The organism is Bartonella sp. OD88NMGDW (assembly GCF_042193775.1).
In the GTDB taxonomy this organism is placed as follows: Bacteria; Pseudomonadota; Alphaproteobacteria; order Rhizobiales; family Rhizobiaceae; genus Bartonella; species Bartonella grahamii.
Genome location: NZ_JBHIMA010000001.1, coordinates 59,466 through 79,973 on the forward strand (window position 1 = coordinate 59,466; position 20,508 = coordinate 79,973).

General features: G+C 40.2%; 18 protein-coding genes. 15 read left to right on the plus strand and 3 right to left on the minus strand.

Going from position 1 to position 20,508, the window contains the following annotated elements:
• Positions 1–12 precede the first annotated feature (12 nt).
• The 8 genes from ACFIJR_RS00380 to ACFIJR_RS00415 all read left to right on the plus strand — a co-directional run bounded on the left by ACFIJR_RS00380 (position 13) and on the right by ACFIJR_RS00415 (position 7,979).
• Positions 13–3,219, plus strand: coding sequence for a DEAD/DEAH box helicase family protein (locus ACFIJR_RS00380; protein WP_375653184.1), 3,207 nt, complete (start codon positions 13–15; stop codon positions 3,217–3,219).
• Between the two features lie 462 nt (positions 3,220–3,681).
• On the plus strand, positions 3,682–5,025 hold the full coding sequence (locus tag ACFIJR_RS00385) for an MATE family efflux transporter (protein WP_375648488.1): 1,344 nt from the start codon (positions 3,682–3,684) through the stop codon (positions 5,023–5,025).
• A 166-nt stretch (positions 5,026–5,191) separates the two neighbouring features.
• Entirely contained in the window at positions 5,192–5,401 is a 210-nt protein-coding gene (locus ACFIJR_RS00390) for a hypothetical protein (RefSeq protein WP_375653188.1), read from the plus strand.
• Positions 5,402–5,405: 4 nt separating this feature from the next.
• Positions 5,406–5,513 (plus strand): hypothetical protein, encoded by a 108-nt coding sequence (locus ACFIJR_RS00395; RefSeq protein WP_375653190.1) that lies wholly within the window; start codon positions 5,406–5,408, stop codon positions 5,511–5,513.
• Positions 5,483–5,707 carry a hypothetical protein gene (locus tag ACFIJR_RS00400; RefSeq protein WP_375653192.1) on the plus strand — a complete coding sequence of 75 codons (225 nt, stop codon included), beginning with the start codon at positions 5,483–5,485 and terminating at the stop codon, positions 5,705–5,707. Before ACFIJR_RS00395 ends, ACFIJR_RS00400 begins: the two co-directional genes overlap by 31 nt.
• 288 nt (positions 5,708–5,995) lie before the next feature.
• The gene (locus tag ACFIJR_RS00405) at positions 5,996–7,246 is read left to right on the plus strand and encodes an MFS transporter (protein WP_375653195.1); all 1,251 of its coding nucleotides are present in this window, start codon (positions 5,996–5,998) and stop codon (positions 7,244–7,246) included.
• Between the two features lie 371 nt (positions 7,247–7,617).
• Positions 7,618–7,764, plus strand: a complete 147-nt coding sequence (locus ACFIJR_RS00410; RefSeq protein WP_375625967.1) for a hypothetical protein — start codon at positions 7,618–7,620, stop codon at positions 7,762–7,764.
• An 11-nt stretch (positions 7,765–7,775) separates the two neighbouring features.
• Positions 7,776–7,979, plus strand: a complete 204-nt coding sequence (locus ACFIJR_RS00415) for a hypothetical protein (RefSeq protein ID WP_375625170.1) — start codon at positions 7,776–7,778, stop codon at positions 7,977–7,979.
• Between the two features lie 46 nt (positions 7,980–8,025).
• Here ACFIJR_RS00415 and ACFIJR_RS00420 read toward each other — a convergent pair whose 3' ends face one another.
• The 3 genes from ACFIJR_RS00420 to ACFIJR_RS00430 all read right to left on the minus strand — a co-directional run bounded on the left by ACFIJR_RS00420 (position 8,026) and on the right by ACFIJR_RS00430 (position 11,608).
• On the minus strand, positions 8,026–8,172 hold the full coding sequence (locus ACFIJR_RS00420) for a hypothetical protein (RefSeq protein WP_375625169.1): 147 nt from the start codon (positions 8,170–8,172) through the stop codon (positions 8,026–8,028).
• 783 nt (positions 8,173–8,955) lie between these two features.
• Positions 8,956–10,176, minus strand: coding sequence for an MFS transporter (locus tag ACFIJR_RS00425; RefSeq protein WP_375653197.1), 1,221 nt, complete (start codon positions 10,174–10,176; stop codon positions 8,956–8,958).
• 10 nt (positions 10,177–10,186) lie between these two features.
• The gene (locus tag ACFIJR_RS00430) at positions 10,187–11,608 is read right to left on the minus strand and encodes a coproporphyrinogen-III oxidase family protein (RefSeq protein ID WP_375625644.1); all 1,422 of its coding nucleotides are present in this window, start codon (positions 11,606–11,608) and stop codon (positions 10,187–10,189) included.
• 339 nt (positions 11,609–11,947) lie between these two features.
• Between ACFIJR_RS00430 and ACFIJR_RS00435 the strand changes: the two genes are divergently transcribed.
• From ACFIJR_RS00435 to edd, 7 genes are all read left to right on the plus strand, one after another.
• Complete coding sequence (locus ACFIJR_RS00435) at positions 11,948–12,679, plus strand: hypothetical protein (protein WP_375625646.1); 732 nt, start codon at positions 11,948–11,950, stop codon at positions 12,677–12,679.
• A gap of 16 nt (positions 12,680–12,695) precedes the next feature.
• Positions 12,696–12,968: a hypothetical protein gene (locus tag ACFIJR_RS00440; RefSeq protein WP_375625166.1), complete on the plus strand. Its 273-nt coding sequence runs from the start codon at positions 12,696–12,698 to the stop codon at positions 12,966–12,968.
• 559 nt (positions 12,969–13,527) lie between these two features.
• Positions 13,528–14,955, plus strand: coding sequence for a glutamine synthetase family protein (locus tag ACFIJR_RS00445; protein ID WP_375625165.1), 1,428 nt, complete (start codon positions 13,528–13,530; stop codon positions 14,953–14,955).
• 11 nt (positions 14,956–14,966) lie between these two features.
• Positions 14,967–16,250, plus strand: a complete 1,284-nt coding sequence (locus ACFIJR_RS00450; protein WP_375625193.1) for an NAD(P)/FAD-dependent oxidoreductase — start codon at positions 14,967–14,969, stop codon at positions 16,248–16,250.
• Positions 16,251–16,370: 120 nt separating this feature from the next.
• Entirely contained in the window at positions 16,371–17,843 is a 1,473-nt protein-coding gene (gene zwf / locus ACFIJR_RS00455; protein WP_375625648.1) for a glucose-6-phosphate dehydrogenase, read from the plus strand.
• A 10-nt stretch (positions 17,844–17,853) separates the two neighbouring features.
• The gene (gene pgl, locus ACFIJR_RS00460; protein ID WP_375625650.1) at positions 17,854–18,606 is read left to right on the plus strand and encodes a 6-phosphogluconolactonase; all 753 of its coding nucleotides are present in this window, start codon (positions 17,854–17,856) and stop codon (positions 18,604–18,606) included.
• Between the two features lie 56 nt (positions 18,607–18,662).
• Entirely contained in the window at positions 18,663–20,486 is a 1,824-nt protein-coding gene (gene edd / locus ACFIJR_RS00465) for a phosphogluconate dehydratase (RefSeq protein ID WP_375625652.1), read from the plus strand.
• Positions 20,487–20,508: the final 22 nt, after the last annotated feature.

Sequence of the window (20,508 nt, forward strand, 5' to 3'; positions counted from 1 at the left end):
TGGGGCGGCGATATGAAACTTAAATTTAAACAACAAGAATTTCAAAATGATGCGGTTAAAAGCGTCATTGATTTATTTAAAGGCCAACCACGACGGAATTCTTCTATTTTCTTGCATTTAGAACAAGGACAATTAGCGTTAAATGAATTTGGTTGTGGTAATCAATTATTAATTAGTGATGAAAGCATATTAGCAAATCTACAAGAGGTGCAACAGAACAATAAACTCTTGGCGAGTGAGACGCTAGAGCAAAAGCAGTTTTCTATTGAGATGGAAACGGGAACAGGCAAAACTTATGTTTATAGCAAGACGATTTTTGAGTTAAATCAACGCTATGGCTTTACCAAATTTATTATTGTCGTACCAAGTGTTGCTATTCGCGAAGGGGTATATAAATCACTTCAGGTAACAAGAGAGCATTTTCAAGCAGAGTTTGATAATCTGCCCTATCGTTATTTTATTTATAATTCAAAAGATCTTTCGCAAATTCGTCAATTTGCAAGCTCTACCAATATTGAAATTATGATTATCAATATTGATGCATTTAAAAAAGCAGAAAATATTATCAACCTTCCGCAAGATAGACTGAATGGCGAAAGTGCTATGCGTTATATCCAAGATACAAAACCGATTGTGATCATAGATGAACCGCAATCGGTGGATAATACAGCAAAAGCGAAGGAGGCTATTGCGAGCCTTAACCCGCTTTGTGTTTTCCGCTATAGTGCCACGCATAAAGATGAGATTAATCTTTTATATCGTTTAACACCTGTTGATGCTTATCAAAAAGGACTGGTAAAGCAAATTTGTGTTTCTTCTAATCAGATAGAGCAAGATTTTAACCGTCCCTATATTGCCTTGAAATCCGTATCACACAAACATGGCTTTAAGGCGCGCTTAGAGTTGGATATTGCGGGAAAGAATGGCACTGTGAGCCGCAAAACAGTTACAGTGAGACAAGGCGATGATCTGTATCGCGTTACGGGCGGGCGTGAGCTTTATAGGGGGTATATTGTTTCGGGTATCAATTGCATGGCGGGGGATGAAGCCGTTGAGTTTTCTGATACTGAAATTGTCAAGTTTGGCCACGCGCTTGGTGATGTGAATATAGTAGAGCTTAAACGCGCGCAAATTTATCGCACTATAGAAACACATTTAGATAAAGAATTGCGGCTTGCGCCTTTAGGTATTAAAGTTTTATCACTTTTTTTTATTGATGAGGTGGCTAAATATCGTAGCAATGATGAAGAGCCAGCACTTTATGAGCGTATGTTTGAAGAATGTTATGAAGAGCTGTGGGCGAAAAAGAAATATGCCTCCTTGCGAACTAAGTTTGCGCAAAATGTTCGAAACGTACACGGCGGTTATTTCTCGCAAGACAAGAAAGGCGTGTATAAGGATACAAAGGGCGACAGCCAAGCTGATGATGACACTTATAACACGATTATGCGCGATAAGGAGTGGTTATTATCTTTTGCATGCCCCTTGCGTTTTATCTTTTCGCATTCGGCATTAAGAGAAGGCTGGGATAATCCGAATGTGTTTCAAGTGTGTATGTTGATTGAGCAAAAATCGAATTTTACCGCGCGGCAAAAGATTGGTCGCGGTTTGCGTTTGTGTGTAAACCAACAAGGTGAGCGGGTGGAAGATAAAGATATAAATGTGCTGCATGTCATGGTGAATGAAAGCTTTGCTGAGTTTGTGAGTACATTGCAAAAAGAATTAGAGGCGGATATTGGTTATAAATTTGGTACATTGCAGATGGAGGAGTTGGTTGGCTGTGTTTATGAAGATGTAAAATATATAGCCGCTAAAGTGGAAGTGTCACAAGCACAAAAAATTATTAAAACGCTTGTTGCAAAAGATTTGATTGACGAGGCGGGTATGGTTAAAGCAAATCAAGATTTGGTAGCGAATGAATTTGAAGTTATAGGGGCGGAGGAAATGCCACGCGAATTGCGTCAAGAAATTGTGAAAAAAATTGATGCGGGCGCACTTATTAATGTTGAGACGCTGCAAGATCTGACGTATGTGACAGCTGTGACGGAAACAAAGTTTATGTCTTCGCAAGAGGCTGCTGATGTATTGGCTGAGTTGCGTGAAAAAGCCTTGCTTACATCAGAAGGAAAAATTACAGATACATTAAAAGCGCAATGGGCAGCGGGGACATTGGATTTAAGTGAACGTTTTAGTAAAGGGCAAAAGCGGGCTGTGATGCAGGCGCTAGAGGCGATCCAAGCCATGCCGATTATTCGTAATGCTACGCGCGAGGTGCGGGTTAAGCTTAAAAAGCAAACAGTGGCTTCGCCCGAGTTTTTGTCCTTGTGGGAGAAGATCAATAAAAAGACCACTTATCGTGCAAAGCTTGATCGCACAGAGTTTATTGCCAAAGCAGTGGATGCAGTGGAAAAAATGGCGCCAGTTGCGCCCGCGCATTTGGTTTATCAGACAGCAGAAATAGAACTGGATAGTGCTGGTGTGACCTATGAAGAGAAGTTATTAAAGCAGAGTGCGCTTAATTATATCTCGTGTGCACTGCCGGATATTGTACATTATTTGACCTTAAAGCTGAAATTAACCGCAAAGACAATTATTGGTATTTTGACAAAGAGTGGGCGTGAGCATGAGTTTGTGAAAAATCCACAAGCTTTTTTAGAGCGCATAGAAGAGATACTCAATAAAACCCATGTTAATCTTACAATTGATGGCATTAAATATTTAAAGTTGGTAGGGCAAGAATATAGTGTGCAAGAGCTTTTTACCAGTGAAGAACTTGTGGCAAATTTAGAGCGTACAGCTGTTGTGAGTGAGAAGAGTGTGTATGATCATGTGGTTTATGAAAGCAGTGTGGAGAAAGAGTTTGCACAAAGTCTTGAAAATGATCCTGAAGTCAGGTTGTTTTTTAAATTGCCAAGAAGTTTTAAAATAGCCACACCCATTGGTTCTTATACACCTGATTGGGCGGTCTTTTTAGAGCGTGATGGCGAACAAAAGCTTTACTTTGTGCTGGAAACAAAAGGGGCAAACAGCGAGTTTGATTTGCGTCTTAAAGAAATGCTGAAAATTAAATGCGGCAAAGCGCATTTTGCTGCACTGCAAACGAGCGTTGCATTTAATGACCAGCCGGTGACAAATTGGCGTGAATATAAGCGTGGGGTGTCGGCGACGGACGGGGGTGGCAGGGGCGCCAAAAGTACTGAACTCGTTGCCGCGGAATGAAGTGGGGAGAATAAGTGGCCTGTGGCTAATGCGTTATATTTTTTTGAAATAAATTTTACGAATTTAAAAGTGTGAAGGTCTTGATAGGATCTATTTTTAAAGCAACAATAAGATAGATTAATATTCGTGGAGAGTGTTTATGGAAGTTGCAATTACCTAAGCTTTGTTGTTTGACGCGTCGGAAATCAGCCCTCTTCTGGTTGAGACTTGGCATGATATTTATGATGCTGTGCTTGGGGGCATAATGTTGTACAAAACATGCATGGCATGAAGTCCAAAAAACGAACAAAGGTGCATTGGCTTCTCCTTTAAGAACTGGGCATCTCCTCTTAGCTTAATGAGTTCTCATTATGCATCCTTTACACAAGGTTTGCGGTGGAAAGACTTGACGGAAAAAATCAATCAGTTTTGTTTAAAAGATCTAGGCTTAATACCCCCTTCAATATGGAAGGGTATTTCACAATGTTTGTTGTGATGAAGCAATTGCTCTCTCTTGGCATGCCACTGGCTGTTGGGTTTATCTCTCAAATGATGATTTCCTTCACAGATGCAGCGCTTGTAGCACATTTAGGCGTTCAAGCCTTAAGTGGTACAATGTTGGCTCTGAGTATGTTTAGTTTTGTTATGTTGTTGGGACTAGGGATTATTACTGCGGTTACACCAAAACTTGCGGAAAGTTTTCGCAAACAAGATAAATATGCATTGAAGGCATGGTTTGATCAAGGAATATGGCTTTCCCTTTTGATTGGAATGGTGAGTGCTATTATTTTACTCAATACGAGGAATATTTTGTGTCTTCTTGGTCAAGATGAGGCAATTGCTCATATAGCGCAGGAATATAACAGGGGCGCTGCGATAGGAGTGGTGTTTTTTTATCTTTATGTGAATAGCCGCGGATTACTGTCCGCAATTGGTAATCCTAAGCCCTTAACTTGGATTATGCTTACCGCTATCCTCGTGAATTTTCTTATCTCTTGGCTGCTTATTTTTGGTATAGGTCCTGCAAGCGGCTTCGGTGTCTTTGGTGCTGGAATTGCGAGTAGTTTGATCCGTATTTTGATTGTTATTGCAGTGGCAATAATTCTATCTCGCAATTCTACTTTTCATTCCTTCCACTTTAATTATTTGAGACCAAAGTTAGAGATTTCACGAATAATACAATTGCTGCGCGTAGGGCTCCCCATTGGTGTACGTATTTTTATTGCGGAAGGCTTTCCTTCGGTCATTGCCTTCATGATTACGGCTTATGGGGTTCAAGCTTTGGCTGCTCATACGATAGGAATGCGTCTCGATATGCTTATTTCTGTGGTAGCTTTGGGAATTTCCAGCGCAGCCGCAACAATAGCAGCGTGGTATAGAGCAGATGGGAATCATATGGCTCTAAAACAGTTGCGTATGAGTGTTACAGTTTTTGCTGTCGCTTATGTTTTGTTTTTATCAGGGGTTGTTTATTTCTCTTATGAATTTATTCTTACAACCATCTTTGATATTTCTTCAGTCCGCGTTATTGTTTTTTCTTGGGAGTTGCTTCCGTTTGTTTTATTGTCTTTTGCTTTTGGCACTTTAGGAGCTATGCTCAATGGCATACTTGTGGGCTTGCTTGATACGTTTTGGTCAACCATTGTTGTAACAATAAGTTATTGGGGGATAGGCTTATTTGGGGGCGCGCTCATGGCACATTTTTTAAAATATGGCTTTATTGGCTATTGGTTTGGCATGATTAGTGCCAGCTTAATTGTTTCTATCTTTAATTATATGCGTGTGGGTTATTTAATAAAACGCAACCCTATGTTTGAGGCGGAGTGAGTGTTATAAAAGCACCGCAATGTCAAGTTGCTTCGGCTAAAGATGATTTTGAGGATGAAGTCCATACATGGAGACTTAACAGCAAAGATGTACAGGCTCGTTGTTAATGTCTTGCTGATGGAATGTATAGATTTTTAAATAATAAGGGTGTAGAATATGATCAAAGATGATAGGAAATACCGTTTCGTGTAGGTTGAGTGAGCGGCTGGATTTATTACCGAAACTGCCGCGTATTGTTCGTGTTTTTGACTCTAATGCAGAGGATAAAATAATCGCTGAATGTGCGCATCGTAATAAGATTGATCCCACATCTGTAAAATTAGATCGTAAAAGGCAATCAATGGCTGGCGGTGGTCAACGAGAAAAGTGTTTATGATCATGTGATTTGTGAGAGCCGTATTGAGAAAGAGTTTGCGCAAAATCTCGATAATGATCCTGATGTAAGATTATTTTTTAATTGCCAAGGAGTTTTAAAATTGCAACGCTAATTGGCTCCTATACACCAGATTGGTCGGTATTAGAGCATGAGGGCGCACAAAAGCTTTATTTTGCGCATTTTGCAGCGCTTGAGATGGGTTTCAAGTGTGGTGCACAGCCGGTGACAAATTGGCGTGAATATAAGCGTACTTTGCCCGAAGCGGCGCATGAGTTTCCAAGTGCTGCGGTGGTTGTTGCAGAATGATTGGTGAATGAAATACTTAAACCTTGGCGCGGGGAGTACAGCAAAACTTTTGATATCAAAATAATAAATTGACAAAAGGTAGCTATAATCCACACTTCTAATACAGGAGGTAAAGTTATGAAAACTAAAAATATGTATAAACCACTGAAAAAAATCAAATTAAGCGGGGTGATGTTACTGCGCTCAAAGCCCGAGCAAATGAGCAGAAAATAGCTGCTCGAAGCTCCCTTCTGAATTGAGGTTTTAAAATATATAAAGCTGCCAGCTTTAGAGCTTTTGGATATATTAATGACAATAGATTATGAAGTTAAAAAATTGCTCTATGGCTGTGCGGCAATGAGCGGGGTTCGGCTGATTACAGGTTCCTTCCATGCTTTTTTTTTCTTGTCTATGGGCGTTAGTATAACACAGTTAGCTTTATTGCAAATTGTATTTAGCGTCGCTATTTGTATTTTTGAAGTGCCTTGTGGGATTTTAGGAGATAAAATCGGCGTTAAACAAAATGTTATCCTATCATGTTTCTTTTTTTCGCTCTTCTTCTTTTTATGTATCTACGCGCCTAATCTTTCTGTCTTAATTCCGGCAGAAATTATTTATGCTTTAGGCTTTGCTTTATGTTCTGGCGCTGATAGCACATGGATTAAAGGCTTAATCGACGGCGGTGGTTACAAGGGTAGTTTGATCTACCACCAAGTAAATGCCTATAAGCGGGAACTAACGGCATTCATGAATACGGTTGCTGGTGCGCTAGGTGTTCTTATTGTTTTGTGTATGGATAATTATCAGTCAGCATATTATTTTTGTTCTTTCGGGTTTCTCGTACTTGTATTCTTGTTTAGTCGGGTGACGGGGATAGCTATTGCATCCGTTTCGAGTAGTCAGTCAATAGACTCAGGTTCTTTGTTGCATGCAACAGAAGCTTTTGCTTATTTAGTTACCTCAAAAATCGGGTTATATTATATATTGATATGTGGTTTTATTGTTGCTGCATTGCAGCCAATATTTCATTTTTGGCAACCTTTTATTTTGGGACAAACAGGAGTATTAGACAATGCAACAGGAAAGACTAAAATTCTTATTCTTGGCCTGTGCTTTGTGTCTTATACTCTCGTAAAATACTTATTTAATCGCTTTGTAATTAAATATCTTATGCAAAAATATGCTCCTATGGCGATAACTTTGTGCTCACTCGTCCTGAGTGCTGTTGTGATGCTTGCTCTGCTTCTCATTGCAAACAGCTGGGCCCCCATTATTTTATTCACCATATTTCACAGTTTTTTTTCTGTCCCCGTAACGCAGTTTGAAGCAGAATTTTTTAAACATATTCAACAAAAGAATGCAAATACGGTTTTATCCATTGTTAGTTTTCTTGCACGTATTTTTGGTATTTTAGCGCTTGTGCTGATTGGTTGGTTGGCAAACAATGTTTGTATAGAAGCAGCTTTTTGTTTCACCTTGCTTTGTATATGTTTAATTATTCCGCTTAATTTGGCCTGGCTTTATACTGATAAAAAGTTAATAAAAGACGAGGAGGTTTGAAAGTGAAAATACAGTTGAATAGGGACTTGCCTATGACTTACATAAAGACACAAGAAAAAATAGTGTGTGGGTCATCTTATATGGATTGAGTTGAAATTAATAGCTGTCCATCGTTTTTAGTAGAGATGCTTATGATATTGATGTTTTGCTAAATAGTAGGCGCGTATTAGATTTTGCAAAAAAAACGCAAGCTTTTTTAGAGTGCGCGGAGGAAATCCTCGATAAAGCGTATGTCAATCTTACTATTGCTGGTATTAAATATTTAAAACTAGCTGGCCAAGACTATAGTGTGCAAGAATGTTTTGCAAGTAGCTAAATTTCGGCGAATTTAGAGCGTACAGTTCTGGTGAGTGAGAAGAGTGTATATGATCATGTGGTTTATAAGAGTAATATTGAGAAAGAATTTGCGCAAAATTAATGATAATGCCTCCGAAATAAAATTATTTTTTAAATTGCCAAGGAGCTTTAAAATCGTGGTGCTCATAGGCTCTTACACGCCGGATTTTTGGGTGTTTTAGAGTGAGATGGCGTGCAAAAGCTTTATTTTGTACTGGAATCAAAAGGAACGAATAGCGAGTTTGATTTGCGCCTTAAAGAAATGCTGAAGATTAAATGCGGCAAGGCGCATTTTACCGCCCTTGAGACTGGTGTGGTGTTTAACGAGGCACCGGTGATGAGTTGGCGCGATTCTAAGCGGGGGATGGTGGTAGAGAGAGTGGGGGGGCTGTGGTAGGAATGGGCGGCACGAATGACGCTGTCTTTAGTTGCGTACCGCCAAGCTAATTTTGTGCTTTGCGAAATTCACCAAGGCTTTTGGACGTACCGCGTTTACCGCGTAATAAAATCTTATGAATATCATGCAGAAGGCACGCAGAAATGGGTGATTGCGTGTCTAGCTTCCCAATGCCGTAATTAAGTACAGCCACATAATGAGATAGCTCTTCAATATCATCAGTCGCACTGATACTTTTTCTTTATTTTCAAACAATAATAGGCCAGATGGTAACGGTTATGTCCTTTCTATTTGAGAAAAGAGTAGCACCGCTTGCGTATATGCACGAGTAAAAGTCAATCAACATTGGTCTGAGGGAAAAACCGCCAATTATTTCTAATACACCTAAGGATTTCATAGCTTGCTCTAACGGTTTATATAAAGTCGCCCTTTTAAAAGGTGGATTGGGTGGAAAATTTATTGGGATATAGGCTTTATGAATCTCTCGAACTAAGCTTTCTACTATGCAGATCCTAAGGCGTGATTGCATATATGGTCGCATCTGTTGCTGCGTTGTGTAGGCAGAGATTCTAAATTAGGAAAAGAGGGCTGCTCTTTTAATTCCAAAGGAAGAATACGGCGCGTAAGTGCAGCAAAATGTATTTTGAGGAGCAGTAAAGGGGTGAGGCATTTGATATTCAGCGGGTGACGGATTAACTGGAGTATAAGTGGGCATTGCTAGGGCGGAGTTTTTAGTTAAGAATTGCGCTCCGTACGCTATAAGCTCTCTACATCCTTCATATAGGCGTTGAGATCATCGCCCAATGCAACGTAAAGGGGCTATTTTGCCTTTAACGCTTGTTTGGCTGCTTCCATTAGTGTCGCTGGCTCTATCAGCCATTACGGTTATAATTTCCTCGTCCAAAGAACAGGTCAATCGATTGCGTAATAGGGTATGTGTGCCTTTTTTGACCGTGTCTTTTTTAAAAGGCAGCTGTTACCTCGTGGCAGGGTTGGGTGTGTCTATATGATCAGCCTGCCAAAGAAATGGAAGCGTTATCGCGATAGCCACCAATAGTAGTCCAGCGATAAAGGCGGCAGCAAACTGCAATGATATAAAAGAACCAAGGACGCCGACCAAAAAGCTTCCGACCGGCATTCCAGCATAGCCGATCACCCGAAAAGCAGAATTAGCTCGCCCGAGAAGTTGCTTTGGTGTGAGGCGCTGCCTGAAGGCGGTAACACCAATAAACCATAAGCTTGCTCCAACGCCAGCGATAAAGGTGACGCCCCATACGACGACAGCACTTTTTGAAAAGGCTGGAACCAGCAGCAAGATAACCGTTCCTAACCCGTCAGTGAGAACAGCTAGGCGCACCGGTGCATAGCGTATATGTGGTGCAAATAGGGCACCTGCCATTGTACCAAGCGCGTAGGCTGCAAACATCACGCCATATTGGCTGCTATGTAGGCCCAGATACCGACTGTCGGTAACGAAGAAGATGAACGAGGTTAGGAATGCTCCAAATACCACCGATAGAAAGAATGTGAGTAATGTAAGGGAGGTAAGATGCCGATTTGAAAAAATGAAACGAAAGCCGGCAATGATATAACGGAAAGTGATGTTTTCTTTATCAGGTGTTGGCGATGTCGGAACAGCACGGCGAGCAGTAAAAATCAATGTGATAAAAAGCACGATTAACAGGCCAAGAAATAGCAGTGTGCTATGCGCTAAAATGCTGCTTGTTATAACAGGGGCAAGAAAATAGGAGACCCCGAAATCTAAAAACAAGACAATTGAGTAGAAGGTCATCAATCGCTCTCCCTCCATGATAAGTGGTGGAATCGTCATTATATAAGCTTCGGCAGAAACGACGATGAATCCAGCAATGGTTGCATAGAAGAAAATTTGTTCGGCTGGAGCAATCTGTATCATGAGCAGTACGAACAGTACAATATGCAGTAGCATGAAGATGAAGAGAGCCGAGGTGGCAAGTTTTATTTTGTCGCAGTGATCAAGTAAAGCGCCTGCAAGGATGCCGAAAATTGGCCACGCTAATGAGAAGAGACCTTGCGCCCAACTTACTCCGACTACGCCATATCCAGATTGTCTTGCTAATAGCGGGATGGCAGTACGCAAAGCACCGCTGAGTAAGGCGAGCAGACTAACAGTTAGGCAAAAATAGCGTATGTTCTTATTGGCAAAAAGCGTGAACATTCTTTTCTCCTTAAGATGCCACACAGGTTTCCGCTGGTCCATCAAGTACGGCGGTTGTATTCAGCATGTTTGCGACATAGCCGTCCAAGATATTCCTATTTTCCTGAGGTAGAAGAAAATACATAAGGTTGGAATACCATTGCCAACCACGCTGAGTCAGCTGGAGATCGTTATCACTTTCTGCGACGAGACCTGCGCCTATGAGCTGTTGTAGGTTATTGTAAACGAAAGAGGGGAGTGCGGTCCAGTCAATTCTTTCTTTTTTGGCATAGCCGTTATAAGGTAGCCGCATACACAAAGCCTTGGAGGCTTGTTGCTCCGCTGATACCCAATTGTAGTATACTTTGGATTTGCCTTTAAGTTGTATGTCGGTAATGTATCCGCTTCGACTAGGATTGGCTCGTGTGACGAGTGAGCCGAGAATCGACATTGCTGACGCCCCGAAGCCAACCACATAATCGTCATGATAACCATGCAAATATTTGTGATAGCGGAAATAATTAGCTGAACTCGTTTTAGCGAGCGTTAGAGGAGTGTTATTGGCAATTTTGATATAGGAATGCCCATTACACGGCGCATAGCCGCAGCTGCGCATAACGATGTCGCTAAATAAGCGAAGCATCTGTCGATGCTGTAGGCTGGATGGCTTTAGCCCTTTTTGTGCGTAAGACTTATGCAGTTGCGACGTGATAGCCAGATTGTTGATTGCATAGAGGTTGATGGTTTCAGGATGAAGCTCGCTGGCTTGCTTCAAATCGTATAATAGTTCTTCAGTTTGCTGGCTGTGCATGCCATATAGTAGGTCGAAACCGACATGTCCAATGATCTCTTGTGACCAAGCCACGGTATTGTTGATTTGTTCACGTGTTGAGGTGAGGTTAAACAATGATCGGAAACGCTCAATGAAACTCTGTATACCGAAGCTGATCCGGTTAACGCCGATCTCACGGGCAGCATAAAGTTTATCACGTGTGACGCTCTTCGGTTCGCTTTCCAGTGTAAACTCGGTTAAGGAAGAGAGCTCAAATTCGGCATGCAATACTTTTCCGATGTGTCGGATATTATCTGTGGACAAAAGCGACGGTGTGCCGCCCCCTATATAGATGCTGCGGATGGTCCCTCTAAGCGAGCGAATGAAATTTCCTTTGGTTCTGTTCTCTGTGGTAAGCGCTGACATATAAGATTCGATTTGCTTAACGTGCTTGTAGGCCCCTTTCTGAAAGGGACAGAAGGAACAGATGGTTTCGCAAAAGGGAATATGCAAATAAAGAGAAATGGTACGCGCTTGTGGAATCTGCTTACTTTGCGCTAGTTTATTAAAGTCTAGGTAATCGTAAAATTCATTTGAAATAGTGCGAAATAACGGATATGTGAAGTTGTAAATCGGCTTGAGTTGATCGAATTTTACAAAAGGATGATCCACGAGTTGCACAGATTACCTCCCCCAATTTCTTAACTTGCACTGTACTATTGACGGGCGACTGGTGACCCAATCACCCGAGTGTATTACCAAAGATTTTCACGGAACATAATGAATCCTCCTTTTTTAATAAGTTATATGTATTATACATATAACTTATTATATGAACAGGCGAGCTTGTTTAAGAGGCAATATAAAGATAAAAATATAAAAGAACTTTCTCTTGCAGCCTTATGGTCTGATATTGTAATTGGTATCCTGTTTTACGTGGTCGGGCTATGAATGCCTAGAGCGAGAAAAAGCAAGGTGTTTTAATGGACGTGCGGGGCATCATTGTTATGTTGCTGGGACTTGGAATTTGCGTCTGGTTATGAAATATCATTAGCGCAAAAAGATGGTTTTAAAGGTAGAGATATATTTTTTAATATCCCTGTAAAACTTCGAGAAGAGATAGAATTATCTATTAGAAAACATATAAATGTCCAGTGTGATAATATTATCGAATTACATGACATCATCGCTCTTGCCCGCCATTTTGACATATTGCCTAAAATCTCATTGAGATTGTGCCATGTACTGGCAAACGGGGATAGATCGCGTTTTGATATGACTGCGGCGGAGTTACGTGCCGCATTATCTTTGCTAGAATCCAATAGGATTAGGCTTAATGTGGTGCCTTTGCATATGGGCTCTAATTTGAATTCGACTGAGTTAATAGTATCCACCTTAACTAAGGTTGGAAAGGATATTTACGCATTGAAGGATCAAAAAAGTTTTATCAGTCTAGGCGGGGGATATCCGACTTCCACAGCGTTCTGCTATGCCGTGACGATCAATGACGAATACCCTCGTAAAATTTATGAGGCATTATCACAATTGGGTTATGATTTACATAAGCTTACGGTAATTATTGAATCTAGGCGTATTATATCTGAAGATTATGGTTATTTATTTTATAAAAGAGCAGAGTGGTACGAACTTAATTACAATCTAGGCTTTGGGGATGTGTACTCAATCTGCACAGTATCACTAGGTCATAAGTCAAAGTATGTGAAAGCAACTGATACAAAAAAGATTTTATGACGGTGGAAGATCGACGATGAAGGACGTTAGTTCAAAGGAAATTGATATTATTGTGTTCTCATATCCTGATTTTTGGGGCTTTTTAGATATAAATAACACATCTCCTAGTGGGCTGGAGACTATCAAATATTGGATCACGCATGGCGCAATTAGCAAAAAATCCTATCTATTGGATTTGGTATGCTCTACTGTATTTTCAGCTCTAAATATTGTGTGCGAAGTGCAATGTCAAGCGGTGGGAATTTATATAAGTGCAGAGTCTATAGGTATCCGCTCAGAACAAGGTTGATAGCTCTATTATGCAGGGGATGGTTAAGTTTCATGTCGGAAATGCTGAGCGTATGTCTTATCCTGAAAATACATTTACGCATATTACGGCGTGGTGAGTGTTTGTAAGCATTAGTTGTAAAGGCATAGCTACTCACTATCCTAGGCTGTTTTCTTCTATGTGAATAACAATAGAGTTACAAAACTTGCTTCATATTAAAAGAAAAGTTTCTTTTCTTTTAATTAAGCATTGCTACGGCCAAAAGAAAATTAAATATCTCGCCTTTATTATTCTCGCCAATGTTTTCTTATATATGATTATTTGAATCGGAATTAGGTTACGTCCACCATGGTATTTCTCGCTGTTTTATATTAAGGAGAAGGTTCGCACCGATGTATCGCGTGCAATATCAACTTTTTCACTATGGTGATAGGATAGCTTGTTGAGCGTAAAGTTCTTTTACCTTGATAGATCTTATAGTATTCTTCAAAAATATCAGTTGATAATTTTTTTTCGTGTCGTTTATGCAGAGGCTGATACTATAAGAATAGAACTTGATTGTTTGTAAAGTTGGTATGTTATGGCTGTAAAAAATGGTAAACAAACGAAAAGTAAAAATTTTAAACCTGTCTCTCGTTTTCTCAAAAGTTTACGTGGTGTGCACAATTGGGAACAAGTTTCACAATGGCTTGCTTTCCGTAAGGTAGAGGATATTGAATGTATTACGCCTGATCAAGCAGGGGTACCACGGGGCAAGATGATGCTTTCTAAAAAATTTACATCGGAAACATCATTGGCATTGCCTTCAGCCGTTTTTATGGCAACAATTTCAGGGGATTATCCTGAAGATGGTCATGGTTTTGAATATCCTAAAGCAGATGGTGATTTACGCCTTGAACCTGATCTTTCTACGTTAAGCATTGTTCCATGGGAAGATGCTCCCACAGCACAGGTGATTTGTGATCTTGTGTATCAAAATGGTCAGATTGTGGATTACACACCACGCAATGTTTTACGAACGGTGGTTCATTTTTATACAAAAATGGGTTTAAGCCCTGTTGTTTCACCAGAAATTGAGTTTTATTTAGTACAGAAAAATCCCGATCCTGATTATCCGTTAGTTCCACCGGTTGGTCGTTCTGGGCGTTCAATTGGTGGTGGACAGGGGTATTCCATTGCTGGTGTTAATGAGTTTGATGATTTGATTGATGATATTTATCAATTTTCAGAGGCACAAGGATTGGAAATTGATACTCTCATTCATGAAGAAGGAGCAGGTCAGTTTGAAATTAACTTACGTCATGGTGATCCTATTGAATTAGCGGATCAAGTTTTTATGTTCAAACGAACAATTCGTGAAGCAGCTCTAAAACATAATATGTATGCAACTTTTATGGCAAAACCCATTCAAGGGCAGCCGAGTTCTGCTATGCATATTCACCAATCGGTTGTTGATAAGAAAACCGGTATGAATATTTTTACACAGGAAAATGGTGAAGAAAGTATCTGTTTTCGCCATTTTATTGGTGGATTGCAAAAACATATGCCAGGGGTACTTGTGATGCTTGCGCCTTATGTGAATTCTTATCGACGTCTTGTCCCTGATAATTCGGCTCCTGTTAATTTGCGATGGGGATATGATAATCGTACTACAGCTTTTCGAGTTCCCCGTTCTGCTCCTCAAGCGCGGCGTGTTGAGAATAGACTTCCTTCATCAGATGCGAATCCTTATTTAGCCCTTGCAGCTTCTTTAGCGTGTGGTCTTATTGGTTTGCAACAAAAAATTGAGCCGGATGAGCCAGCGACAAATAATGTAAACGCTGATAATATTGAGTTACCGCGTGGACTCATTGAGGCAGTCAATTTGTTTGAACAAGATACAGCAATACGTGCTATTTTAGGGGATGTGTTTGTCAGTACTTATGCTGCAATCAAACGACAAGAGTTTGAAACTTTTATGGAAGTAATTAGTCCGTGGGAGCGTGAATATCTTCTGCTGAATGTTTAAATTTTATGACGATGATTGATTATAATTCAATTTCTCCAGGAATTTCTTGGTATGAAGATACTTTAAAAGAACGTCCCTCTTATCCTTCTTTTTGTGAAAACAGACAGTGTGATGTGGTCATTATTGGAGGCGGATTTACGGGTCTGTCGGCTGCTTATCATTTAGTCAAGGCTGGAGTAGATGTTGTTTTATTTGAAGCATCACGTTTTGGTGATGGTGCTTCAGGGCGCAATGGTGGACAGCTGGGAACAGGGCAACGGCAATGGGTAGAAACATTAGAAAAAAAGTATGGTTTTGAGCGAAGTAAGGCTCTGTTTGATTTAGCAGAAGAAGCTAAAAGAGATATTTTATCTTTATGCGCGATGCCTAATTGTTCGTGTGATTTGATAGGAGGACAGCTTTCTGTGACACATAAAAGGCGTGAGCTTCTTTCTTATCAACGGCATATTGAGGTGATGCAGCGTTATGGCTATCATGCGCTTACTTTTATGGATAGGGCAGAAACATCTAGGCGACTTGGATCGTCTTTTTATTGTGGTGGTATTTATGATGCGGATACCGGCCATATAAATCCCTTAAAATTGATTGTTGGATTGGCAAAAAAAGCTAAAGATGCTGGTGCTAAGCTTTATGAGAAGTCACAAGTAACGACAGTAAAGCGCAAGGGAGCCCATTGGAAAGTGATAACAGAAAAAGGCAGTGTAACAGCAGAGCATGTTTTACTTGCAACAAATGGGTATAAACTTGGTCTGGAGCGTTTTATTGAAAAAAATATTGTTTCTATTCGTTCTTATATTGGAGCAACGGACCCATTACCAAAGCACAGTTCAATTCTCGCAGGCGGGGAATCGGTTGATGATTCCCGTTTTATGGTTCGCTATTTTCGCAAAAGCATTGATAATCGTCTCTTATTTGGTGGCGTAGAAAGTTATGATAATAAACATCCTTTGAATTTAGATGAACGTATAAAACGGCAAATTGCTGAAATTTATCCTCAATTACATTCTATCAATTTAAGCCATTGTTGGGGAGCAACGGTTGCCATCACAGTTGAGCGCATGCCCTATGTTCGACAACTTTTCTCAAGGATGACTTATTGTGGTGGTTATTCAGGGCATGGCGTTATGCTGGCTCCTTTCATAGGAAAATTATACGCAGAATGGTTGACTGGAAAATATGAACGTTTTTCCTATTTCCAAGACTTAAAGATTTCATCTTTTCCGGGGGGAGGAGTTTTGCGTTATCCGCTTATATTTTTAGCAATGCGTTGGTTTTCTTTAATGGATCGCCTTTAATGGAAACATTGCTTGAAATGAAGAAAATTAATGGCTTATTTAGTATCTGTCTGCTTTAATAATGGAAGCTTTTATAAGTGATATGGGATTTCATAATCGAATAGAAAAATAAACAAGTTCATGGTGCGTAAAATTATTCCAGTTTCTTCCTTTGATTGTATTGTTTTTGGTGGCAATGGTGATTTGGCGTCGCGCAAGCTTTTGCCGGCTTTGTATCATTGTCAGTGTGTTGGTCAATTCAGTGAGCCAACACGTATTATTGGGGCTTCCCGCACTTCCTTAAGTCATGAAGAATATCAAAATTTTGTCCGCACTTCTTTAGAAAAACATATCCATCCAAAAGATCTCAATTCAACAGAACTCAATCGTTTTCTTGCACGTTTAACTTACGTTTCTGTTGATGTTTCCTCAAATCGAGGGTGGGAGGATTTAGCTCTCCTTCTGTCACAAGATTCAGCGAATATTCGAGCTTTTTATTTGGCTGTTAGTTCGTCACTTTTTGCTGATATTGCGATGAAGTTGGGAAAAAATGATTTGGTGACACCACAAACACGGATTATCATTGAAAAACCAATTGGTTGCGATGTAAAAACAGCTGTTTCACTTAATGATGCATTTGCAAGCGCCTTTAATGAAGAGCAGATCTTTCGTATTGATCATTATCTTGGGAAGGAAACTGTTCAAAATTTAATGGCATTGCGGTTTGTTAATACACTTTATGAACCGCTATGGAACTCCAACTATATTGATCATGTTCAAATAACCGTTGCTGAATCTTTAGGGTTAGAGGGGCGTACAGAATATTATGAAAGCACTGGTGCTCTACGCGATATGGTGCAAAACCATATGCTACAATTACTTTGTTTAGTTGCTATGGAAATACCATTTACCAACAGTGCTAATGCTGTACGTGATGAAAAACTTAAAATTTTACATTCTTTAACACCGCTTGATGTACATAATGTAGGGCAGCATACTGTACGTGGGCAGTATCTTTCTGGTCTATCAAATGGTATATCTGTAGAGTCTTATTTTGATGATCTGGGAAGAGTGAGTAAGACTGAAACATTTGTAGCGCTTAAGGTTAAGATTGATAACTGGCGTTGGGCTAATACGCCTTTTTATTTACGAACAGGTAAGCGCATGTTCACGCGAATGTCTGAAGTTGTTGTGGTTTTTAAACCTATTCCTTATAATATTTTTAATGTGGATTTAGATGAAATTTTTTCTAATCGGCTTGTGATTCGTCTCCAACCTGATGAGGGTGTAAAACAATGGTTGATGATTAAGGATCCAAGTTACGGCGGTATGCGGTTTCGTCACATTCCATTAGATATGAGTTTTGCTTCCGCATTTTCTGAACGTAATCCTGATGCTTATGAACGTTTATTAATGGATGTTATTCGTGGAGATCAAACGCTGTTTATGCGCCGTGATGAAGTTGAGGCTGCTTGGCGTTGGATTGATCCAATCATTGAGGGGTGGGAAGAAATAAAACAGCCTTTTCACAGTTATAACGCTGGTTCGTGGGGGCCATCTGCTTCGGCGATTCTCATGGAACGTGATGGGCGTATATGGAACAATTTAGTTTAGAGCAATAAGTATGTATAGAATGAATATTGACCGTTTAGATTTTGAAACCCCTCAGACTTTAGCCTTGGCATTAGCAGATCGAGTAGCCGCAGAGCTTAGTGTATCTGTTCTTGAGCGTAAGAGAGCAGTTTTAGCGGTGTCTGGTGGTAAAACACCAGAATTGTTTTTTCATTATTTGTCAAAAGCGGATATTGATTGGAAAAATATCATTATTACTTTGGTCGATGAACGTTTCGTTCCTACACACGATGAACGTTCAAATGAGCATATGGTACGGTGTCATTTGTTACAAAATTTTGCCGAAAAAGCGCGTTTTGTAGGGCTTTATCATAAAGCGATTACTGCTGAACTTTCAGCTTTTTCAGCGGCGAGTCGTATTAATACTTTGCCTAAACCCTTTGATGTTGTTGTTTTAGGAATGGGGGGTGATGGACATACGGCTTCTTTTTTTCCTGATGCTGATCGTTTAAAGCAAGCGCTTGATCTGCGAACACAAGCACTTGTTTTGCCCCTTCATGCTAAGAGTGCTGTTGAGCCAAGACTCTCACTAACTTTGCCAGTTATTATGCAGTCTCGTTGTATTATTCTCCATATCGAAGGTTTTCAGAAACGCGATTGTTTTGAAAAAGCTTGTCAAGACGGGTCTGAAATAGAAATGCCTATTCGGGCAATTTTGCGTAATTCCCCTCATCTCGTTCAGGTTTATTGGTCGCCTGCAGAAAATGAAATAAGTGAATCAAAATATGCGACACAAGGTGAATAAAAACGTAATCTCTCTCAATGAATGAGGGGCAGCAACAATGAAAGGGGGAGAGAAATATGGCACTTTCCAAGACAATTGCCACAGTTACACGAAGGATTTATGAACGTTCTCGATCAACACGAGAAACTTACTTAGATCGTATTGCAAAAGCACAAGTTCATCGCCCCAAACGAAGTTTTTTAGGATGTGCCAATCAGGCGCATGGCTTTGCTGCTTGTGGTGCAATAGATAAAGAGCGTTTGAAGGGAAATATCGTTGGGAATATTGGCATTATCACGGCATATAACGATTTACTTTCAGCTCATCAACCTTTTGAAAAATTTCCTCACTTAATTAGAGAGTCGGCCCGTATGGTTGGTGGTGTTGCGCAGGTTGCAGGTGGTGTTCCCGCGATGTGCGATGGTGTTACGCAGGGAAATGCGGGGATGGAGCTTTCCCTTTTTTCGCGTGAAGTAATTGCAATGGCGACAGCTATAAGCTTATCACACGATGTCTTTGATGCAGCATTGTATCTTGGAGTATGTGATAAAATTGTACCAGGTTTATTGATTGGTGCACTAACATTTGGTCATTTACCAGGAATTTTTATACCAGCTGGTCCTATGACAAGTGGTCAAGGTAATGATGAAAAAGCGAAGATACGTCAACTTTACGCGGAAAATAAAATAGATCGCCAAACACTTCTAGCATCAGAAGCTCGTTCTTATCATGGACCAGGAACATGTACATTTTATGGAACCGCTAACTCTAATCAGGTGATACTGGAGATGATGGGGCTTCATATGCCGGGAGCTTCTTTTGTTAATGCGAATACACCGTTGCGTGATGCTTTAACAAAAGAAGCTACGAAACGTGTACTTGAAATGACAGATCTTGGTGATCATTATAGTCCACTTGGTATGATCATTGATGAGCGTTCTTTCGTGAATGCCATTGTAGGATTAAATGCAACAGGAGGTTCTACCAATCATACGATTCATTTGATTGCTATGGCTGCTGTTTGCGGTATTAAATTGACATGGCATGATATTGCAGAAATTTCTTGCCATGTGCCTCTTTTAGCGCGCATTTATCCTAATGGTTTAGCGGATATCAATCATTTTTATGCTGCTGGGGGGATGGGATTTATTATTCGCGAGCTTATCGATGCAGGTTTAGTACATGAAGATGTTTCAACGGTTTTTGGTAAAGATCTCAATGCTTATGCAATTGAAGCAAAGCTTTCTGCTGATGGTCATGTGGTGCGTGAAGCGGCTCTCAAGGAAAGTGGTGATCATAAGGTGTTAGCAGGGTGGAGAAAGCCATTTCAGCCTGACGGTGGTCTTCGTGTTTTATCGGGAGATTTGGGAACAGCTATTATAAAAGTTTCCTCTGTTAAACCAGAGTATTGGCAGATTAAAGCACCAGTCTTTGTTTTTAATGATCAAGAAGAACTACAAAAATCTTTTAAATCTGGAGTGTTGTATGATAAAGATTTTATCGCTGTCATTCGCTATCAAGGACCAAAAGCCAATGGTATGCCAGAGCTTCATAAATTAACGACCATTTTAGGCGTTTTACAAGATCGCGGTCAAAAGGTAGCATTGATAACCGATGGGCGTATGTCAGGGGCGTCAGGAAAAATTCCTGCTGCCATTCATGTGACACCGGAAGCAGTGGATAATGGTCCCATTGCACGTTTGCAAGATGGTGATATTGTTTTTCTTGATGCTCATGAGGGTAAATTAACTCTTTTGGAGGATTTAGCAAAATTTAACGTACGAAAAATCATACCTCCTGATCTTTCAAAAAACGAACACGGTTTTGGACGCGAACTTTTTCATGTTTTTCGTCAATCCGTTAATCGTGCAGATCAAGGAGCATCTGTTTTTATGACATGAAAAATGCAAAAATAAACAAGCT